Origin of the sequence: uncultured Clostridium sp. (assembly GCF_947072515.1) — a bacterium.
GTDB lineage: Bacteria > Bacillota > Clostridia > Clostridiales > Clostridiaceae > Clostridium.
The window spans coordinates 1-21,084 of sequence record NZ_CAMTIG010000044.1 but is presented as its reverse complement, the minus strand read 5'-3'; the positions used below and the strand labels follow the sequence as shown (position 1 = coordinate 21,084).

General features: G+C 27.1%; 18 protein-coding genes. All 18 read left to right on the top strand.

What is annotated here, in order from left to right:
• Positions 1-44 precede the first annotated feature (44 nt).
• Positions 45-1,847: a beta-glucuronidase gene (uidA, locus tag Q0W06_RS14395; protein WP_297637079.1), complete on the top strand. Its 1,803-nt coding sequence runs from the start codon at positions 45-47 to the stop codon at positions 1,845-1,847.
• Positions 1,848-2,045: 198 nt separating this feature from the next.
• Positions 2,046-3,452: a glycoside-pentoside-hexuronide (GPH):cation symporter gene (locus tag Q0W06_RS14390; RefSeq protein WP_297637076.1), complete on the top strand. Its 1,407-nt coding sequence runs from the start codon at positions 2,046-2,048 to the stop codon at positions 3,450-3,452.
• A 474-nt stretch (positions 3,453-3,926) separates the two neighbouring features.
• On the top strand, positions 3,927-4,685 hold the full coding sequence (locus tag Q0W06_RS14385) for a Wzz/FepE/Etk N-terminal domain-containing protein (RefSeq protein ID WP_297637073.1): 759 nt from the start codon (positions 3,927-3,929) through the stop codon (positions 4,683-4,685).
• A gap of 10 nt (positions 4,686-4,695) precedes the next feature.
• Complete coding sequence (locus tag Q0W06_RS14380; RefSeq protein ID WP_297637070.1) at positions 4,696-5,355, top strand: CpsD/CapB family tyrosine-protein kinase; 660 nt, start codon at positions 4,696-4,698, stop codon at positions 5,353-5,355.
• Positions 5,356-5,368: 13 nt separating this feature from the next.
• Entirely contained in the window at positions 5,369-6,145 is a 777-nt protein-coding gene (locus tag Q0W06_RS14375) for a CpsB/CapC family capsule biosynthesis tyrosine phosphatase (protein ID WP_297637067.1), read from the top strand.
• Between the two features lie 18 nt (positions 6,146-6,163).
• Entirely contained in the window at positions 6,164-8,035 is a 1,872-nt protein-coding gene (locus Q0W06_RS14370; protein WP_297637064.1) for a nucleoside-diphosphate sugar epimerase/dehydratase, read from the top strand.
• Positions 8,036-8,050: 15 nt separating this feature from the next.
• On the top strand, positions 8,051-8,677 hold the full coding sequence (locus tag Q0W06_RS14365) for a sugar transferase (RefSeq protein WP_297637062.1): 627 nt from the start codon (positions 8,051-8,053) through the stop codon (positions 8,675-8,677).
• A 9-nt stretch (positions 8,678-8,686) separates the two neighbouring features.
• Positions 8,687-9,559, top strand: coding sequence for a glycosyltransferase family 2 protein (locus Q0W06_RS14360; protein WP_297637059.1), 873 nt, complete (start codon positions 8,687-8,689; stop codon positions 9,557-9,559).
• Positions 9,560-9,572: 13 nt separating this feature from the next.
• Positions 9,573-10,718: a polysaccharide pyruvyl transferase family protein gene (locus tag Q0W06_RS14355; protein WP_297637056.1), complete on the top strand. Its 1,146-nt coding sequence runs from the start codon at positions 9,573-9,575 to the stop codon at positions 10,716-10,718.
• A 1-nt stretch (position 10,719) separates the two neighbouring features.
• Complete coding sequence (locus tag Q0W06_RS14350; protein ID WP_297637053.1) at positions 10,720-11,919, top strand: Coenzyme F420 hydrogenase/dehydrogenase, beta subunit C-terminal domain; 1,200 nt, start codon at positions 10,720-10,722, stop codon at positions 11,917-11,919.
• A gap of 12 nt (positions 11,920-11,931) precedes the next feature.
• Complete coding sequence (locus Q0W06_RS14345; protein WP_297637050.1) at positions 11,932-12,732, top strand: glycosyltransferase family 2 protein; 801 nt, start codon at positions 11,932-11,934, stop codon at positions 12,730-12,732.
• Positions 12,733-13,935, top strand: coding sequence for an O-antigen ligase family protein (locus Q0W06_RS14340; protein WP_297637047.1), 1,203 nt, complete (start codon positions 12,733-12,735; stop codon positions 13,933-13,935).
• Positions 13,932-14,729 carry a LicD family protein gene (locus Q0W06_RS14335; RefSeq protein WP_297637044.1) on the top strand — a complete coding sequence of 266 codons (798 nt, stop codon included), beginning with the start codon at positions 13,932-13,934 and terminating at the stop codon, positions 14,727-14,729. Before Q0W06_RS14340 ends, Q0W06_RS14335 begins: the two co-directional genes overlap by 4 nt.
• 26 nt (positions 14,730-14,755) lie before the next feature.
• Positions 14,756-16,222, top strand: coding sequence for an oligosaccharide flippase family protein (locus Q0W06_RS14330; RefSeq protein WP_297637041.1), 1,467 nt, complete (start codon positions 14,756-14,758; stop codon positions 16,220-16,222).
• A gap of 117 nt (positions 16,223-16,339) precedes the next feature.
• A complete protein-coding gene (locus tag Q0W06_RS14325; RefSeq protein WP_297637038.1) occupies positions 16,340-18,175 on the top strand; it encodes a phosphotransferase in 1,836 nt (611 codons plus the stop codon).
• Positions 18,176-18,188: 13 nt separating this feature from the next.
• Complete coding sequence (locus Q0W06_RS14320; protein WP_297637035.1) at positions 18,189-19,136, top strand: DMT family transporter; 948 nt, start codon at positions 18,189-18,191, stop codon at positions 19,134-19,136.
• Positions 19,137-19,186: 50 nt separating this feature from the next.
• Entirely contained in the window at positions 19,187-19,891 is a 705-nt protein-coding gene (locus Q0W06_RS14315) for a sugar phosphate nucleotidyltransferase (RefSeq protein WP_297637031.1), read from the top strand.
• Entirely contained in the window at positions 19,882-20,478 is a 597-nt protein-coding gene (locus Q0W06_RS14310; protein WP_297637028.1) for a hypothetical protein, read from the top strand. Before Q0W06_RS14315 ends, Q0W06_RS14310 begins: the two co-directional genes overlap by 10 nt.
• Positions 20,479-21,084 lie beyond the last annotated feature (606 nt).

Sequence of the window (21,084 nt, the reverse complement as noted above, 5' to 3'; positions counted from 1 at the left end):
AAATTAAAATTAATATAAAGATGAAAAAAGGGAGAGATGGAATTATGTTATATCCAATAATGAGTGAATCAAGAGAATTAATAGACTTAAATGGAATTTGGAACTTTAAACTAGACAAAGGAAATGGGACTACTGATAAATGGTTTGAAAATAAATTAGAAGACACAATGACTATGGCAGTACCATCTTCATACAATGACTTAAAAGAAAGCGAAGAAATAAGAGATCACGTAGGTGATGTATGGTATGAAAGAGAATTCTCAATAACAAAAAGAATGTTAGAAGAAAGAGTTGTTTTAAGATTTGGTTCAGCAACTCACCATGCAAAAGTTTATGTAAATGGAAAGTTCGTAGTTGAGCACAGAGGTGGATTCCTACCTTTTGAAGCTGAAGTAAATGAAGTTTTAGTACCAGGGAAAAACAGAGTAACAATCTGCTTAAATAATATAGTTGATGAAACTACTTTACCAGTAGGATTATTAAGAGAAGATACTTTAGAAGATGGAACTAAAAAACTTAAAAACATTCCAAACTTTGACTTCTTCAACTATGCAGGGATTCATAGACCAGTTAAAATATACACTACTCCAAAAAACTACGTAGAAGATATAACTATAATCACAGAATTAGAAGATGCTTGTGGAATAGTTAAATACGAAGTTGAAGGAAATGGAAAAGTATCTGTTTCTTTAGTAGATGAAAATGGAACTGAAGTTGCAAAAGCTGATGGAACTAAAGGAGAATTAAGAGTAGAAAACGCTAAGTTATGGGAGCCATTAAATGCATACCTATACAACCTAGTTATTACTCTAGAAGATGAAAATGGAATTGTTGATTTATATGAGCAACCAGTAGGAATAAGAACAGTTAAAATTGAAGGTGGAAAATTCTTAATAAACAACAAACCATTCTACTTTAAAGGATTTGGTAAACATGAAGATTCACATATCCACGGAAGAGGATTTGATGAAGCTACAAATATAAAAGATTTCAGCCTTATGAAATGGATTGGAGCAAACTCATTTAGAACAGCTCACTACCCATACTCAGAAGAAATCATGAGACTTGCAGATAGAGAAGGTATAGTTATAATCGATGAAACTCCAGGAGTTGGATTACACTTAAACTTTATGGCTACAGCTTTATTTGGTGGCGGAGCAAAAAGAGAAACTTGGAAAGAAATCGGAACAATGGAGCATCACAAAGATGTTTTAAGAGACTTAGTAAAAAGAGATAAAAATCACCCTTCAGTAGTTTTATGGTCAGTTGCAAATGAGCCAGCTTCAGAAGAAGAAGGAGCAGATAAATACTTTGGACCATTAATAGAACTTACAAGAGAATTAGATCCACAAAAAAGACCAGTTACAGTAGTAACTCACATGATGTCTACACCACAAACTTGTAAAATAGCAGAATTATTAGATATTCTTTGCTTAAACAGATACTATGGATGGTATGCAAATGGTGGAGATATAGCTGGAGCTAAGAAAATGTTAAGAGCTGAGCTTGAAGGATGGAGAAAAAGATGTCCAGGTAAGCCAATAATGTTTACTGAATATGGAGCAGATACTGTAGCAGGATTACATGATACTGTACCAGTAATGTTCACAGAAGAATATCAAGTAGAATACTACAAAGCAAATCACGAAGTTGTAGATGAGTTTGAAGAGTTTGTTGGAGAGCAAACATGGAACTTCGCAGATTTCCAAACAAGCCAAGGTATAATAAGAGTTCAAGGAAATAAAAAGGGTATATTTACAAGAGACAGAAAACCAAAAATGATTGCACATGAATTAAGAAAAAGATGGACTAACATTCCTGAGTTTGGGTATAAAAACGGGAAATAATAGTTTAAAAGATTAAAGAAACAAGGCTTATACTTCTTTTTAAAAGGGTTAAAGAAGTAAGTTTAAAAAAATATAAGTGGAGTAAAAATGCTCCACTTATATAAAATCTCAGATGAAAAGGTTAACAAGGGGTTTAGTTATTTAAATAAAAAAATTTGAGAACAATAAGGTTTTTTTGAGATTATGGGGGGAGAATTTATGCAAGCAACATTAAAAGAAAAGCAAAAAGCTACTACAAAAGAAATAAGACCGTTTGGTATGAGAGATAAAATTGGCTACATGCTTGGTGATACTGGAAATAATATGTTCTTTGGATTTGTTGGTGGATACTTAATGCTGTTCTATACAGACATAGTTGGAATATCAGCAGCTTCAGTAGGAACATTACTAGTAATAGCAAGGATTTGGGATGCAATTAATGACCCAATGATAGGAACACTTATAGATTCAAGACCAGCTAGAAGTACTGGTAAGTTTAGACCATATTTATTATATTTTTCATTTCCTGTTATAATATCAGGTATTTTAAGTTTCACAACTATAGGTAGTTTTGGAAACACAGGAAAGCTATTATATGCATACGTAACATATATTTTATTTGGTATGATGTACACTTGTATAAACATACCATATGGATCACTAGCATCAGTTATGACTTCAGATCCAGTAGAAAGAACATCTTTATCTACATGGAGAAGTATTGGTGGAATGGTTGCAAACTTTATAATCATGGGAGTTGCGCCAATAGTTATCTTTAATGATGCATCAAAACCAACACAATCAGGATTTTTTATCGCAGCAATTATATTTGGAATTATAGGACTTATTTGTTATAAAGGTGCTCATAGTTTAACTACAGAAAGAATAGTACATCCAGCAGCTAAAAAAGAAAAGATAAACTTAGTAAAAACTATGAAAGGTTTATCAAAAAATAGAGGATTAATTGGAATAATGGTTGCATCATTAGCTCAATTAACAGCAATGATCTTAACTCAAAGTATAACTCCATACCTATACAAAGATTACTTCCATGCACCTAAACTTATAGGAATAGCAGGAGCTATAGGAATGGGAATCTCATTTATGGTATTACCTATGATGGGACCTTTAGTTAAAAAGTTTGGTAAAAAAGAATTAGGAGCAGGAGGATTAATATTATCTTCAATCGTATATTCTTTAACATTTATATTACCAATAACAAATCCATTCGTATTCATGACTATGAATGCAATAGGAACATTAGGAATGGCATTTATGAACGTTTTAGTTTGGGCTATCGTTGCAGATGCTATAGATTATCAAGAATATATAACTGGAGAAAGAAAAGAAGGAATAGTTTATGCTTCATACTCACTAGTTAGAAAATTAGGTCAAGCAGCAGCAGGTGGATTAGCAGGATTCTCATTAACATTTATAGGATATGTATCATCATCACCTGAGCAAACAGCAGAAGTTGCACTAGGAATAAAGAAAATAGCAACATTTGCTCCAGCAGCTGCATCAATAGTAGCATGTATTTCTATGTACTTCATCTGTAACTTATCTAAGAAGAGACTTGAGAAGTTAAATGTAGATTTAGAAGAAATGAGAAAGAATAGAGAATAAGTAATAGGGAATAGAGAAGAGGTAATAGAGAAGAGGTAATAGAGAAGAGGTAATAGAGAAGAGAGAAGAGTGTTAGCTGAAAAGTTGATGCTCTTTTCTTGTTTTGGGGATAAGTGTGGAGAAGATGTGAATAAAACTTTTGTTTTGTGGAAGAAATTTGAAAAAGGAAGATAAGTTGTGGAAATATTTTAGAAAATACATGAGGAAAAGAGGTTAAAGTCTTATTATTTCTAGAAAAAAGTTTAATAAAGCTAAAGAAATGAGGAAATAAAAAATAAGAAAATATTTATTTCAATTAAAAATTAAATGAAAAAATATAAAAATAAGCCTCTATTTTTATGAATATGAGAATAATTATGGGAAAAATTAAGAAAAAAATAAATAAATTTTAATAATATATTAAGTATTTACATAATATTCATAAAGCGGTATAATTTTTAGTGTCAATAAAATACAAAAAAGGGGTTTAAGGGGATGAATGAAGAGAATATAAATATTGGGGAAATACTTCAACTGCTTAAGAAGAAGTATAAAATAATTTTAATTAGTGTATTAGCATGTGTATCTATAGCAGGAATATTTAGTTTTTTTGTAATAAAGCCAAAATATGAATCAAAAGTTAAGGTGTTTGTTGGTAAAGAAGCAAAATCAGCAGGAGCTAGTTATGATAACGCAGAGATTCAAATGTATCAAAAACTTTTAACTACATATGCAGAGCTTATAAAGACAGAAGATTTAGTTCAATTTGCTGTAGATAAAGCATCAATAGAACTTGGCGGATTAGAAGCTAAAGACATATTAACTAACTTAGTTGTAACTCCAAGATCAGATACTCAAATTTTAGAAGTTGCTTACAAAGATACAGATCCATCTCGTACAGTATTAGTTGTACAAGCTATAACTAAAGGGTTTATGGAAAAGTCAAAAGAGATTATAGGAAATGGAAATGTAAAAGTTATTCAAGAAGCTAAATATCCAGATGCACCAATAAGTCCAAATAAAAAAATGAATATCTTAATTTCATTAGTTTTAGGAGTAATGATTGGTGTAGGAATAGTTTTACTTTTAGAGTTTATAGATAACACATTTAAAAATAAAAAGACTTTACAAGATGATTTAGGATTACCAGTTCTTGGAGCTATTCCGGAATATGATGGAAATGAAGTGAAAAGTCATTATCGTACATCAAAAAGAAAAGAAAAGAAAAATGAAATAGCTCAAACAACAGCATAGGAGGAAGAAGATGTTTATTGTTGATAAAAGTCCAAGGTCAATACCAGCAGAGAATTATAGAACATTAAGAACTAATATAAAATACTCAATATTTGATAATGAGTTAAAAGCTATATTAGTTACAAGCTCTGAACCAGGAGAAGGAAAAAGTACAACAGCAGGAAATCTAGCTCTTTCCTTTGCACAAGATGAAAAAAAGACAATCATTATAGACTGTGATTTAAGAAGACCTACACTTCATAAGAGGTTTCAGATTTCAGGTCAAAATGGGTTAAGCGAAGTAATAGTAGAAAAAAGATTTGAAAAAGATAAAAGAAAAAAATGTGTTTATGAATACAATGAATATTTAGATGTAATGCCAGCAGGCAAGATTCCTCCAAATCCATCAGAAATGTTAAGTTCTAAAATTATGGGGGAGCTTATAGATAGATTAAAAGAGGAATATGACTACATTATAATAGACAGTCCTCCGGTACATGCAGTTACAGATGCACAAGTTCTTTCAACTAAAGTTGATGGGGTACTTTTAGTAGTAAGAGCTGGGAAGACAAAGAAAGAAAGTGTAATTGCAGCAAAGGAATCACTAGAAAAAGTTAATGCAAAAATTATAGGTTCTGTTTTAAATGGGGTTGAACAGAGCGATGACAAATATTATCACTATTACGGATAAGAGGTGAAAAAGAGTGGTAGATATACATTCGCACATAATACCTTCTATAGATGATGGGGCAAAATCTTTAGAAGAAACTATGGAAATGCTAGAAAATGCAGCAAAAGACGGAACAAGAAAAATATTTGCCACACCTCATTACTGTATAGATTATGGTGATGAACACTACAAAGAAGTAGTAAAAAAGGTAAAAGAAATTGGAGAAGAAGTAGAAAAGAAAAATATAAATATAAAGATTTATCCAGGGCAAGAAGTTTACTATAGTGGAAGACTTTTAGAAGACTTAAAAGAGGGAGTTATAGGAACATTAAATGAAACGAGATACATGCTTATAGAGTTTAATATGAGACATTTAGAAGAAGAAGTCTTTGAAATACTGTATGAGTTGAAAATCGGTGGGATAGTTCCTATAGTTGCTCATCCTGAAAGATATACATACCTTCAAAAACATCCGAGTTTAATAAATAAATTTATAGATGAAGGATGTCTCTTCCAGTTAAATGGAGGAAGCACTTTAGGAATGCATGGAAGGGAAACAGAAGAAACTGCAAAGCTATTTATAGAAAAGGGGATATATAGCTTTATAGGATCAGATGCTCATAGTACTAGATATAGAAAAACAGGAATAAAAAAAGCACTAGAAAAAGTTTATGAGATAAATAAAGAGTTAGGACAAGAGATTGAGCTTAATGGGGAAAGGCTTATATTAAATGAACTAATCTATTTTAATGGGGTAAGGGTTGAGAAAAGAAAGAAAAAGAAGGGGATATTTTCTTTCTTTAATAGATAAAAATTATGGGGTATGAGGATGAAAAGAGAAAAGTGGTTTAAGATTGGGATACTTTTGCTTATAGATATGGTAGTAATAAACTTTGCATACATTGCTGCTTTTATCTTTAAGGTCGGAATTTATGAGGGGATTCAGATATATTTAAATAATTTAAATGTAATTCCATTATTAATGGCAGCATACATGATACCGTTATACCTATTAAATATGTATAAAAGTGTATGGAGAGTTGCAGGAATTGATGAAGGAGTTAAATGTTATTTATGTTCTTTAATTGGAACAGGAGTAACTTTCATATTTAGTGGGTTAGGACACAGAATGTCTTTAGAAGTAATTTTAGTTGCAGGAATATTAATTTTTGTTCTTACTGTAGGATCAAGGTTATCTTTTAGGGTTTTAAGAAGATTAACTATATACAAAGAATTAAAAAATAATAACAGAACTGAAAGAGTAATGTTAATAGGAGCAGGGCAGGGAGCAAGCCTTCTTATTGCAGAAATGCTTAAAAATAAAGAGTCTAACATGGTTCCAATTTGTATTGTAGATGACAATAGAGCAAAGCTAAATAAAAGAGTAAATGGAATTCAAGTTTTAGGAACAAGACATGATATAAAAAGACTTGTAAAAGAAAAAGATATAAAAACTATTATTATGGCAATATCAGCCATAAACCCAGAGGAAAAGAAAAACATATTAGAGATATGCGGTACTACGAAAGCAAAGCTTAAAATAGTTCCAGCTATCCATGAGATTTTAGAAGAAAAAGTTTCAGTAACAAAAATGAGAGATGTGGATTTAAGAGACTTACTTGGACGTGAAGAAGTTTCTTTAGATAAAAAGGGGATTGAGGGTTATATAAAAGATAAAACTGTAATTGTTACAGGTGGGGGAGGTTCTATAGGTTCAGAACTTTGCAGACAAATCGTAAAACACAAACCTAGAAAACTTATAATCTTAGATATCTATGAAAATAACGCCTATGATATTCAAAACGAACTTTTAAGAAAATACAAAGATTTAAATTTAAGAACAATAATAGCTTCTGTTAGAGACAGACACAGACTAGAAAAAATCTTCAGAGAAGAAAAAATAGATGTAGTTTTCCATGCAGCAGCTCATAAACATGTTCCTTTAATGGAACATAATCCAGAAGAAGCTATAAAAAATAATGTAGTTGGAACTTTAAATGTAGCAGAATGTGCAGATAGGTTTAAAGCTGAAAGATTTGTTCTTATCTCTACAGATAAAGCAGTAAATCCAACAAATATAATGGGAGCTACAAAACGTTTTTGCGAAATGATTATTCAAGGAATAAATAAAGAAAGCAAAACAGAATATGTAGCAGTAAGATTTGGAAATGTACTTGGAAGTAACGGATCTGTAATTCCATTATTTAAAAAACAAATAGCAGAAGGTGGACCAGTTACTTTAACACATAAAGATATAACAAGATATTTTATGCTTATACCAGAAGCAGCACAGCTTGTACTTCAAGCAGGAGCTTATGCAAAAGGTGGAGAAATATTTGTTCTTGATATGGGTTCATCAGTAAAAATATATGATTTAGCCAAAAATCTAATAAAGCTTTCAGGATATGAGCCAGAAGTGGATATAAAAATAGAAACAACAGGCCTTAGACCAGGAGAAAAGCTTTATGAAGAACTTTTAATGAATGAAGAAGGGTTAAAATCAACAGAAAATAAAAAGATATTTATAGGAGAGCCAGCTAGTATAGATTTCCAGGATTTAAAAAGAGAGATTGGAGAAATAACTATGGTTGCCTTAAATAAAGATAAAGAAGCATTAAAAAGAAAAATGAAAAAGATTGTTACTACTTATATAGAGCCAGGGGAAGAAAAGGCTTTAGAAGAAGTAGCAGCAACTAAGTAAAAAGGAGATGATAGTTTGAAAAGAGGATTTGATTTAATAAGTAGTTTAACAGCTTTCATAGTATTTGCACCAATATTTTTAATCATTTCTTTAATAATAAAATTCACATCTCCAGGACCAATATTTTTTAGACAACGAAGAATAGGTAGAGATAATGAAGAATTTTATATATTAAAGTTTAGAACTATGAGAATAGACACACCAAATGTAGCAACTCATCTTTTAGAAAATCCAGATCAATACATAACAAGTATTGGGAAGTTTTTAAGAAAAACAAGTTTAGATGAATTGCCACAACTTTTAAACATAATAAGAGGAGAAATGAGTGTAGTAGGTCCAAGACCAGCACTTTATAACCAATATGATTTAAGAGATATGAGAACAGAAAAAGGAATTCATAAGTTAGTACCAGGACTTACAGGATGGGCACAAATAAATGGACGTGATGAAATTCCTTTAAAAGAAAAGGTAGATTTAGACAATTATTACTTAGAAAATAAAAGCTTTTTCTTTGATATAAAAGTAATTTTTATGACTGTATTTAGTGTATTAAAAAGTGATGGAGTTAAAGAAGGTCAGAATGGAAATGACTTAAAAGAAAAAGAGGCTGAAATAAAAAGAGAAAGAGAAGTTGTTAAATAGGGTGAGAAGATGAAGGTATCAATTATTGTATCAACATATAGACGAAAAGAGAGTTTAGAAAGAGCATTAAAATCTTTAATAGAACAAACATATAGAAATATAGAAATATTAGTAATTGATGATAATGAAGATTCAAAATGGAATGAAGAAGTAAAAAGTACCGTATTAAATTTAGGGGATTCAAGAATAAAGTATATAAAAAACAAAAAAAATTTAGGTTCAGCAGAAACTAGAAATAGAGGTATATATGCGGCTGATGGAGTATATATTACTTTTTTAGATGATGATGATGTGTATGGAAAATATAAAGTAGAAAATCAAGTAAATAAGATGATAAAAGAGAAGGCAGAATATTCAGTTACAGATTTAGAGTTAGTTTCAGAGAAAGATATAAAAATAGAAATTAGAACAAGAGAATATATAAAAAAAACAGATAAGGATAATTTATTAAAATATCACTTAATGTACCATATAACTGGAACAGATAGCATGATGTTTAAAACAGACTACTTAAGAAAAATAAATGGATTTGATCCTATAGATATAGGAGATGAATTTTATCTTATGAAAAAGGCAATAGAGGCAGGGGGGAAATTTATATATATTCCTATTTGCGATATTAAAGCATATGTACATACAGGAGAAGAAAGTTTATCAAGTGGAGAAAGTAAAATTAAAGGTGAAAATATATTATATAAATATAAAGAAAAATACTTTAATAGACTTACAAAAAAAGAAATTAAGTATGTGAAAATGAGACATTTTGCAGTATTAGCATTTGCGGAAATTAGAAGAAAAAAGTATATGAAGTTTATAAAATATAGCTGTATGTCAATGTTAAATGAACCCAAAGAATGTGTAAAGTTAATTATAAATAGATGAGAAGAGGGTATGTATGAAGAAAATTGGAATTTCAACTGTGTATACAGGATTTAATTATGGATCATGTCTGCAAGCTTATGCGAGTCAGACTTATATCTCAAAATTAGGGTATGATGCAAGATTAATATCATATAGAAATGGATTAGTAAAAGGAAGAGATATTAGAATTGAAAAAATATTTGGATTAGCTTGTAGAACTGTAGTAAGACCTAAACTATTTAAAAAAACATTTTTGACTTATAAAAATAGCTTGAAAAAAGAAATGAGCAATGCAACTAAAGAACAATTTTTAGAATTTCAAGATAAAAGATTGAAAGTAGAAAAGTTAAACTGGAAACAAATGAAAAAGTTCGCTGAAGATAGAGAGACGGTTGCGTGTATATGCGGAAGTGATCAAATTTGGAATAGTACTAATGTTTATGTTGATCCAATTTTTTATTTGAGGTATGCACCAATAAATAAAAGAATAGCATATGCACCAAGTTTAGGAAAATCATATGTACCAAAATATAATGAAAAAATAATGAAAAAATATATTAACGGTTTTAAATATATATCAGTAAGAGAAAAGCAAGGAGCAGAGTTAATAAGGGATTTAATACAAAAGGAAGCAAAGGTTGTGGTAGATCCTACATTATTATTAAATAACGAAGAGTGGCATAAATCGTTAGATATAAAAAAGAATAATGAGGAAAAGTATATATTGGTATATTTTTTAGATAAGCCATCAAGAGCGGCTATAGAACAGATAAAGAAAGTAACACAGAAAAATAAAATGAAAATTTATGGAATTCCATATAAATATGATGAGTATAGTGAACTGAAAAATATAGAATATGTAGATGCGGGACCTGAAAAATTTTTAGAATTAATTAGCAATGCTGAGGAGATATATACAGATTCTTTCCATGGAATGGTATTCTCAATTAATTTTAATAAGAATTTTTATATTTTTCAAAGAAATTATGGAAATGCTGTAGATCAATCATCAAGAATAACATCATTATTAGAAAAGTTGAATTTATCAGATAGATTTATAAGTACAAAAATTATAGAAAAAGAGATTGATTTTGATAAAGTGAATTGTTATTTAGAAAAAGAAAGAGAACAATCTAAGGCATATCTAGATATAGCATTAGAAACTGTAAAGAAGGAGTAAAATGAAAAATAATATATTATTAGAGAATAAGTATAGTAGAAATTGTACAGGGTGTTCAGTATGCGAATGTGTTTGTCCAACAGATGCTATAAAAATACGTTTAACTAAACATGGTTTTTATGAACCTGAAATTGAGAATGAAAAATGTATAAGTTGTGGAATATGTAAGAAAAGTTGTTATAAATTTGATGAAAATATTAAAAAGAGTGAATTAGAAAAATATAAGGCATTCTCAGCAAAAAATATAGATAAAAAAGAACTTGAGACTTCAACATCAGGAGGAGTTTCAATAGAATTAATGAGAGAGTGTTTAAATCGTGGTTATAATGTTGTTGGCGTAGCTTATGATAATGAAAATGAAATAGCAATTACAAAGATAGCTAAAACTAAAGAAGAAATAGAGGAATTTAAAGGTTCTAAATATTTTCAAAGTTATACAGTAAATGCATTTAAGAAAATAATAGAAGAAAAAGGTAAATATGCAATATTTGGAACTCCATGTCAAATATATGGGATAAAAAAAGCAATTGAAAAAAAACATGATAAGGATATTATTTTTATTGATTTATTTTGTCATGGTTGTCCAAGTTTTAATGTATGGAAAAAATATTTAGAGTATAGTAAAAAACAATTTAAAACGGATAAATTCGATACAATTGAATTTAGAAGCAAAGTGCATGGATGGCATGAATTTTCATTTAAATTTAAAAAAAATGAAAAAATATTTAGAAGTAAAAAAATAAATGACTCATTTTATGAATTATTTTTTGATATGAACTCGCATAATGAAGCATGTTATGAATGTAATATGAGAAGTAGTTTTTATTATACAGATATTAGATTAGGTGATTTTTGGGGATATCAATATGATGAAGATAGAGAAGGAGTTTCAGCCGTTATTATTACATCAGAGATAGGTAAAGATTTATTTGGAAGTATAAAAAATAAATTTGAAATCAAAGAACATACAATAAATGAAGCAATTTTAGCACAATCATATGGGAAAAAACATGAATTTATACCAAAAAAAAGAAAAAATACATTAGAGTTAATAAGCTCTAATAAAAAGATTGAGGATATTATCAAAATATATAAAAAACAATATAGTATGAAGAAGAAAATAAGAAAAAATATGAAAAATGCAACAAAAATATTACCTCAAAAAATATATTTTAAGATAAGAAAAATTATGCATAAATAAAGAGGGTGAAATATGAAAATTGAAGTTCTAGTAGCGACAATGAATCAAAAAAATTTAGAAAAATATAAAGAAATGAATTTAAATAGTGATGCTATATTAATGAATCAAGATGATAGATGGGAATATAAAGAAGAGAATATAAATGGTAAAAAAGTAAAAATAATAACAACATCAGATAGAGGCGTAGGAAAAAATAGAAATAAAGGGTTAGCAGAATCAGATGCAGATATTTGTATTTTAGCTGATGATGATATGAGATACGAAGATAATTATGCTGAAATAGTAAGTAAGGCGTTTGAAGAATTACCTAATGCTGATATCATAGTCTTTAATATAACTACGGTTGGAGTGGAGACTAGAAAAAGAAGAATGAATAAACAAATTAAAAAAATCAATTTATTTAATTGCTTAAATTATGGAGCAGCTAGAATTACTTTTAGAAGAGAGGAAATTTTAAAAAAAAATATTTGGTTTTCAATACTATATGGAGGCGGAGCGAAATATAGTTCAGGAGAAGATTCATTATTTTTATTAGAAGCTATAAGAAAAGGACTTAATGTATATGTGTATCCAGCTAATATAGCATATGTAAAGCAAGAAGAGTCTACTTGGTTTAAAGGCTATAATGAAAAATACTTTTTTGATAAGGGAGTATGGATTGCTAATGCATTTCCGAAGATTAAAAATATATTGGTAATATACTTTGCTTTTAAGTTGAAGAATAAGACAAATGAATTAAATTTTAAAAAAATTTTTAAAATAATGAAAATGGGAATAAAAAAATTTGAGGAATGTACATTGGTGGAAAAATAAATGAATAGAGATATTAAAATGGATAGAATTATTAGATTGTGGTTTATAATATCAATTTTTCCACAATTAATAGGAATAACGAGAGAAAATTCTATTGGAATATTTTTGAAGGTAATATTGATAATTATATTTGTAGGATATATTTTCTATAAAGAATTTAATAATATAAATAATATAAATATTAATAAATTAGGAAGTATCATAGTATTATATTATCTTATTAATACTATAATTTCTAATTTTTTAGTAAAGCCAGAATGGATAAAAAATGGAATGAATATATATGTAAGTTTAATAATAACAACTTTATATATTAGTATATTTTTAATGTTTTATAATGGTGCTCAAATAGATGATCAAGGAATTGAAAAAATAGCTAAAGTACAAATTAGTGTTATGCTTTGGGCTTGCATTTACAATCTTATTAAAAATTATAAGTATATCGGAGCTTCATTAATATCAAATAGTACCTATGAATATGAATTTTCATCATTTTTTACAAATAGAAATACATTTTCTTTTTTTATTGTAATCGGAATTGTTTCAATATACTTATTAAAAGAAAGAAATAGAATTATATTAATATTTTTTATGATTAATCTTATTTTAACAAATTCAAGAGGGGGAATTTTTTCTGTCATAATTTTTATGATTATTAGAAGTATTTTAATAAATAAAAAAAATATAGTAAAAGAATTAGGAAAAATAATATTAATAGTAGTTATAATAATTTTAGGATTAAAAATTTTAGGGTTAGAAAGCTATGTGGTAGAAAAAATAGTAAGGGCTGAATCAGGAGTAACAAGTAGAGACGATATATGGAAAATTGGAATTGATAGTTGGAAAAATGGAAGTCTGTTTTGGGGAATAGGGGAAACTTATGCAAAAAACATATTGACTAATATTACAGGTAATTCGAGCTTTCATAATACATACATAAGTTTGTTACTTTATGGAGGAGTTACATTGTTTTTATTTTGGGTACTATTAATTAAGAAAGCTTTTAAAGAAAGTTTAAAAGTAATTAAATATAATATTTCAATAGGGAGTACATTAGTAGCTTTTATAATTGCATATTTAGCATATAGTTGTATTGAGACAAATATGTTATTTGGAACATCTGCAATTAATGTTGCAACAACAATAATTTTAGTAATAATACCACATTATTATTTAAATAATTATAGGAGTAAAGAGGAATGAACAAAATACAAGAAACAGAATTTAATATTTTAAAATACATATCTGAAGTATGTGAAAAAAATAATATAAGATATTATTTAATATATGGAACTTTATTAGGTGCGATTAGACATGAAGGATTTATTCCTTGGGATGATGATATTGATATTGTAATGCCAAGAAAAGATTATAATAAATTTAAAAAAATAATGAGCAAAGATAATTCAGAAAAATATTTATTGTGTGAAAATGATGTAGTAGATAATTATCCATTTATATTTCCAAAGGTAATTTATAAGAAAAGTGAATTAAAAGAAAAAAGTATAAGTCAGGTTAATTTTAAATATGGAGTATATGTAGATATATTTATATTAGATGGTGTACCCAAAAATAAAATAGAGAGAGTGTATAAAAAGAATAAACACAAAATATTGTACAAATTGGTAAGATATAGGTATTTAAATGAGGAATATTTAGGGAAATTATTAAAAACAGTGAGGAAATTATATATAAAAACAATAGATATTAAAAAAGTTCAAAAATCTTTAAATAGTATTTATATAGCAAATGAATTTGATTATGCGGATAAAGTAAAATTAGAATTAATGTTTAATGAAAAAGAATATTTACCAAAAGAATATTTCAATGAAATGATTAAATGGAATTTTGAGGGACAAGAATTTAATATTCCGAAAAAATATGATGAGTGCTTAAAATCAGAATATGGAGAGTATAAAATTTTACCACCAATTGAACAACAAAAAAGTAACCATAATTTTATTGAATTAACTATTGATGGGGAAAAAATAATATAATAAATGTTAGAGTATGAGGAATAGAGATGTTGTATATGAATGTAATATTTAAAATGCTTTTAAATATATGTAATATTATAATTCCTATTATAGTAGGGCCATATATAATGAGGGTATTAAGTAATACTCAAGTTGGACAGTTAAATTATGTTCAGAGTATTTTTGGATATTTTTTTATATTTGCTAGCTTTGGAGTTATGCAGTATGGAATTAGAGAAATAAGTCAACGGAAAAATGATAAAAAAAAGATTCAAGAGACATTAACAAGTTTATTTATAGTTACAGTTATAACAAATATAGTTGCTGGACTATTATATCTAATAGTCTCAATAAATATAATAAAGGAAGTGGATATAAGAAGTATAGCCATAATATTTACGTTATACTTTATGTTTAATATTTTTCAGGTAGAATGGATAGTTACAGCATTAGAAAATTTTAAATTCATAACAATAAAGACATTAATAATAAAAGTTATATATGTAGTAGCAATTTTTATATTTGTAAGAACACCGGAAGATTTTAATAAATATGTATTTATAATAATAAGTACAAGTTGTTTAGGAAATTTAATTAGTTACGCATATATAAAAAAATATTATAAGTTTGATTTTAGTAATATAAAAATAATGAACCATTTAAAGCCGATGTTTTTAATGGTTATAATATCAAATGCAAATATTTTATATACTCAATTAGATAGATATATGTTGGGTAGCATTGTAGGAATGACTTTATTAAGTTATTATGCTATTTCACAAGGAATAATGAGTGTTATAAATACATTGCTAATGTCTGTAATACAAGCTTGCATACCAAGATTAAATGGATATTCAGCAGGAAATAATAAAAAAGAATATATAAATCTTTTGACTAAAGTTTCTAGGGTATATTTTATGATTTTGTTTCCAGCAAGTATAGGTATCTTATTATTAGGAGAGGAATTAATTGTATTATATGGAGGAAGTCAATATGTTGGAGCAGGAGGTGTGCTGGCTTGTTTTGCAATATATATGATTACATTAGGATTTGATAATATATTGGGGAATCAAATTATGTATATAAATAAAAAAGAAAAAATACAAGTAAAATTTTTATTTGTAGGAGGCATAATAAATTTATTTTTAAATTTATTATGTATAAAGTTAAAGGTATTTACTCCAATAACGGCAATACTAACTACAACAGTAGCTAATATTGTAGTAATAGTATTACAGCACATATATATTAAAATTAAATTGAATATAGAATATAATATTTTTCAATTTAAAAATATTCAATATTTAATTATTAGTATGATTTTTATACCTATAGTATTAATAATAAAAAATATAGGTATAGGAACATTAAGTAGAGTAATAATATCCATTGGAGTATGTTGCATAATATATGGTGGAATTTTACTTATGAAAAAAGATGAGATAGTATTGATGATAATAAATAAATTTATGAGAAAAAAACAATCAGTAGAAAAAGTAAAAATTGAAAAATAAGTCTAAAATCTTTGTAGCATAATTATCTGCAAAGATTTTTTTATTGAAATTAAAAGTATAAGATGGTATAATTTTACTGTTCATAATATGAACAAAATATGAATGAGGTGTTGAGAAATGGTTAAGTTATTGTTTGTAATTAATCAAAATGGGAATTTAACGCAAAGAGATATAGCTATACAAATGAATATTTCATTAGGTAAAGTAAATGATTTAATTAAATCAGGAATACAGAATAATTATTTAGTAAAGCTAGAAAAAGGGTATGAGATAACAGAAAATGGGTTTGAGTTTTTAAAAGATGAAATAGAAAAGATTAGATTAGAAAAAATAAAATTAAATAATGATGAAGAAAAGTATATGGTTGATGTAGCAGTTATATTAGCAGCAGGAGAGAATAAAGAATTTGAAGTTCCAGTAACAAATTTAGAAATTGAAGGGAAATCAATATTGAGGAGAAATATTGAAGCTCTTAAAGAAGAAGGAATTAGAAAGATATATATTGTGCTTGGATTTAAATCAGATGAAATAATTGAAGCGTTTAAAGATGAAACTGGAATTACATTTATAAAGAATGAAAAATTTAAATGGACAGGCAATATGGAATCACTAAGTCTAATAAAAGATTATGTGGAAGAGGATTTTTTATTAATAGAAGGAGATATATTAATTGAATCAGTTTCATTTAGAGAGATGTTATCTTCAAAATTCAGAGATTGTATTTTAATAACAAATGAAAGTGGATCAGGAGATGAAGGATTTATTCAGTTAAAAGATAATTGTCTTTTTAAATTAGGAAAAGATATTCATCAATTTAATAGGATTGATGGAGAGATGATAGGAATAAGTAAAATATCATATAAATTATTTAAGATGATGGTTAATGAATATAAGAAAAATATAAATCCATACTTAAACTATGAATATATGCTTTTAGATGTATCTAGAAATTATATGGTTAACTGTATAAAAATTGATGATTTAGCTTGGGGAGAAGTAGATAATAGAGAGCAGTATGAAAAGTTGAAAAATTATATTTATCCAAAAATAAGAAGAAAAGAAATTAAATTTAAAAAAGAGTATATTGGAAATTTATTGAGAGAATGTTTAGATTTAAATGAATGTATAGTTAGTGATGTAGTAAGAATTGGTGGAATGACTAACAAGAATTATAAAGTTAGCTTTAATGAAGAAACAGTTATATTAAGAATGCCAGGTATAGGCACAGAAAAAATGATAAACAGAAAAAGTGAAATTAGAAATTGCAACCTTATAAAGGATAAAGAAATTGATGCAAAAATTCTATATATAAATGAAGAATCTGGAATTAAAATCGCTAAGTGTATCGAAGGTGCAGAAACATTAACAGGAAGAAGTGCGAAAAAGGAAGAAAATATAAGACTTGTAACTAGCATACTTAAAAAGTTACATACATCTAAAGTTGATATGGAAAATGAATTTAATCCCTTTGAAGAAATAAAGAAATATGAAGAAATAATATCAGAAATTAAAGGAAGATATTATGAGGGATATGAAAAAATAAGAGAAGATATTTTAAAGCTAAAAGAATATATGTGTGAAAATGGATTAAACAAAGTACCAAGTCATAATGATACACTTCCTGATAATTTTATAAAAGATGAAAAAGGAAAAATGTATCTAATAGATTGGGAATATAGCGGGTTAAATGATAATATGTGGGATGTTGCAGCTCATTCACTAGAAGCAGAATTTTCAGAGAAAGATGATGAATTACTATTGGAATATTATTTAGAATCAAATATAGATAAATGTTCAAGGAAAAGATTTTTAATGAATAAAATACTTCAAGATATTTTATGGTCATTATGGACAATCATAAAAGAGCATGAAGGTGAAAACTTTGGAACTTATGGAGTAGATAGATACAAAAGAGGATTAGCTAATTTAGAACGATTAAAAAATATAATATAAAAGAGGTATTAAAATGGAAGCTAATTTATCAACCAAAAAGTTACTAGGAAAGAATAGTGGTGTATTAAATGGAATATCATCAGCAATGTTATGGGGAGCTGATACAGTTTTAGTTGGAATATTAATTGCACAAATTGAAGGATTATCTTTTGCAAATATAATTATGATAGCACCATTTATAAGTGCATTTTTACATGATTTATTATCAAGTATTTGGATGATTGGTTATTTAGGAGTACGAAAACAATTAGGTAATGTAAAGAAATGTTTTAAAACTAAAAGTTTAAAATACGTAATTATAGGTGGAGCACTAGGGGGACCTGTTGGGATGGCCGGATATTTATTATCTATAAAATATCTTGGACCATCATATACAGCTATATTATCATCACTTTATCCAGCAGTTGGAGCTATAATGGCAAAAATAATTTTAAAAGATAAGATGAATAAATCAGGCTGGATAGGTTTAGTTTTAAGTATATCAGGTATAGTTCTTTTAGGAGCAACAGAGCTTACAGGAGTAGAGAACAGTATAGGAATAATATTTGTGTTACTTTGTGTATTTGGCTGGGGAAGTGAGGCAGTTGTATGTGCAATAGGAATGAAGGATGATGAGATAACATCAGAATTAGCATTGTTTTTTAGACAGTGTACATCTGCAATAGTATATGGTTTTTTAATAGTGCCACTATTTAAAGGACTAGGAGCAAGTTTTGCGGTAGCAGGAAGTAATATAATAATTTTGGTTGCAATAACATCTATATTTGGAACAGCATCATATCTTTGTTACTATGGGGCAATAAGTAAAATAGGACCAACAAAAGCTATGGGATTAAATATAACATATGTAGTATGGGCAATTCTTTTAGAATGTGTATTTATGGGGAAGGCACTTTCAATTAATACTATCGCAATAGGAAGTATTGTTATGGTTGGATCATATCTAATAGCTAAAGAGTAAAAATTAAATATATTAAAGGATAAAATTAAGAAGAGAATAGGAGAAAATTTATGAGAGCAATTATTTTAGCAGCGGGAATGGGGACAAGACTTAGACCATTAACATTAACAACGCCAAAAGCTTTAACAGTAGTTAATGAAAAACCACTTTTAGAGAGACAAATAGAGTATTTAAGAGAAAAAGGTATTGATGAAATAATAGTAGTTACAGGATATTTAAAAGAAAAGTTTGAGTATTTAAAAGAAAAGTATGGAGTTAAGTTAATATTCAATGATAAATATGATGTATATAACAATATTTATACTATGTATTTAGTTAAGGATTATTTAAAAAATTCCTATGTATTAGATGCAGATATATATTTAAATAGAAATTTTTTTAAAGAAAAGATGGAGACATCAGCATATTTTTCTGCATATAAAAATTTTAAAAATGAATGGAAGTTAAGAATTGGTGAAAAAGATAATGTAGAAGAAATTCAAATCTGTGAAAAAGGTGAAGGATATATATTATCAGGGGTATCTTACTGGGCAGAAAAAGATGCAAAAATAGTAGTAGAAAAATTAAATGAGATAATTCAAGGAAAAGATTTTGAAAATTACTATTGGGATGACATTATACGTCTAAATGTAGATCAGCTTAATATAAAAGTAGAAAAACTTAAAGAAGATGATATATATGAAATTGATAGTATAGAAGAATTAGAGTTATTGAATAAAAATTTAAAAAGAGGAGATATAAAAATATGCCTATAAAATATTACAATATTGAAAACAATGACATAGAAAAATATATTGAAAGTAAAAGATTTAAAAATTTTAATGAAGAAATGCGTAGAAAACTAGATATAGAGGATATAGAATATGAAATAGTTATAAAAAAACACAATTTTGATGAAAATGGGTATATAAATACTACAGTGCAAGCAAGTGCAAGATTTGATGAAAAATATTTAAAGGTTAAAGAAATTATATTCTATATTGATAACATTAAAGAAAGTATGGGGAAATTTAGAAAGTTATTTGGAGACGAAAATATAAGTAAAGGAATAAAAGAAATAGTAATTGAAATAGCACTTGTACATGAATTAATTCATATTCAACAATTTAAAAAAGGAATAATAAACTTGGAATACATGGGAAAAGAAAATAAAAAGGAGTATGAGGAAAGAGCAATTGAAAAAGAAGCAAAAGAAAAATCATATAAAATTATTGAAAGAAAAGGAAGTTTGGAGAGAATAGCAGTTGATTATATAAAAAATAATAAAGAAATAATAAATGATGATGTTAAAGATATTATAAATAGACTTAATACAACAACGAATAGATATAAGAGGATTTGAAATCAATAAGAGAAAATAATTGCTAAATATAGAAGGTGTCGACAATGTGTTGATACTTTTTTTCATAAATATAAGAAATGAGTTAAGAGGATAAAAGTAAAAGAAATAAGAATAACGATATATAAGAGTGTGATAAAAAGAAAAAATTAAAGTTAAGTTAAAAAATCATAGAAAATATTTTAAAAAAATGAGAAATATGGTAAAATATAAAAGCATTTTACGAAGGTTATTTAGCATATAAGATAAAATTCAAATAACTGTAAAATCCTAAATTACACTTTAAAATATAATTAGCATAATAGTACCATTTAGAACTAGTATAGTCTAAATTAGAAGACTAATAAATATTAAATAAAGAAAGAAAATATTATATGGAGAGTTATAGAGAGTATTCAAAAGATAATAAAAATTCAGTAATTAAATTTTATTATGGCCAATTTTTAAAAGTAACTGATTACAAAAGAATTTAGAATAGAGCTACGGCAAGTATAGGCCATAATAGAGAGTAGAATAGCAACTGGGCACAAAAGCGCCCAGAACGGACCCCGGCATCAATGCTATCAACTTAACCAAATCAGAGATTTAAATCTGATTTGGTTTTTACTT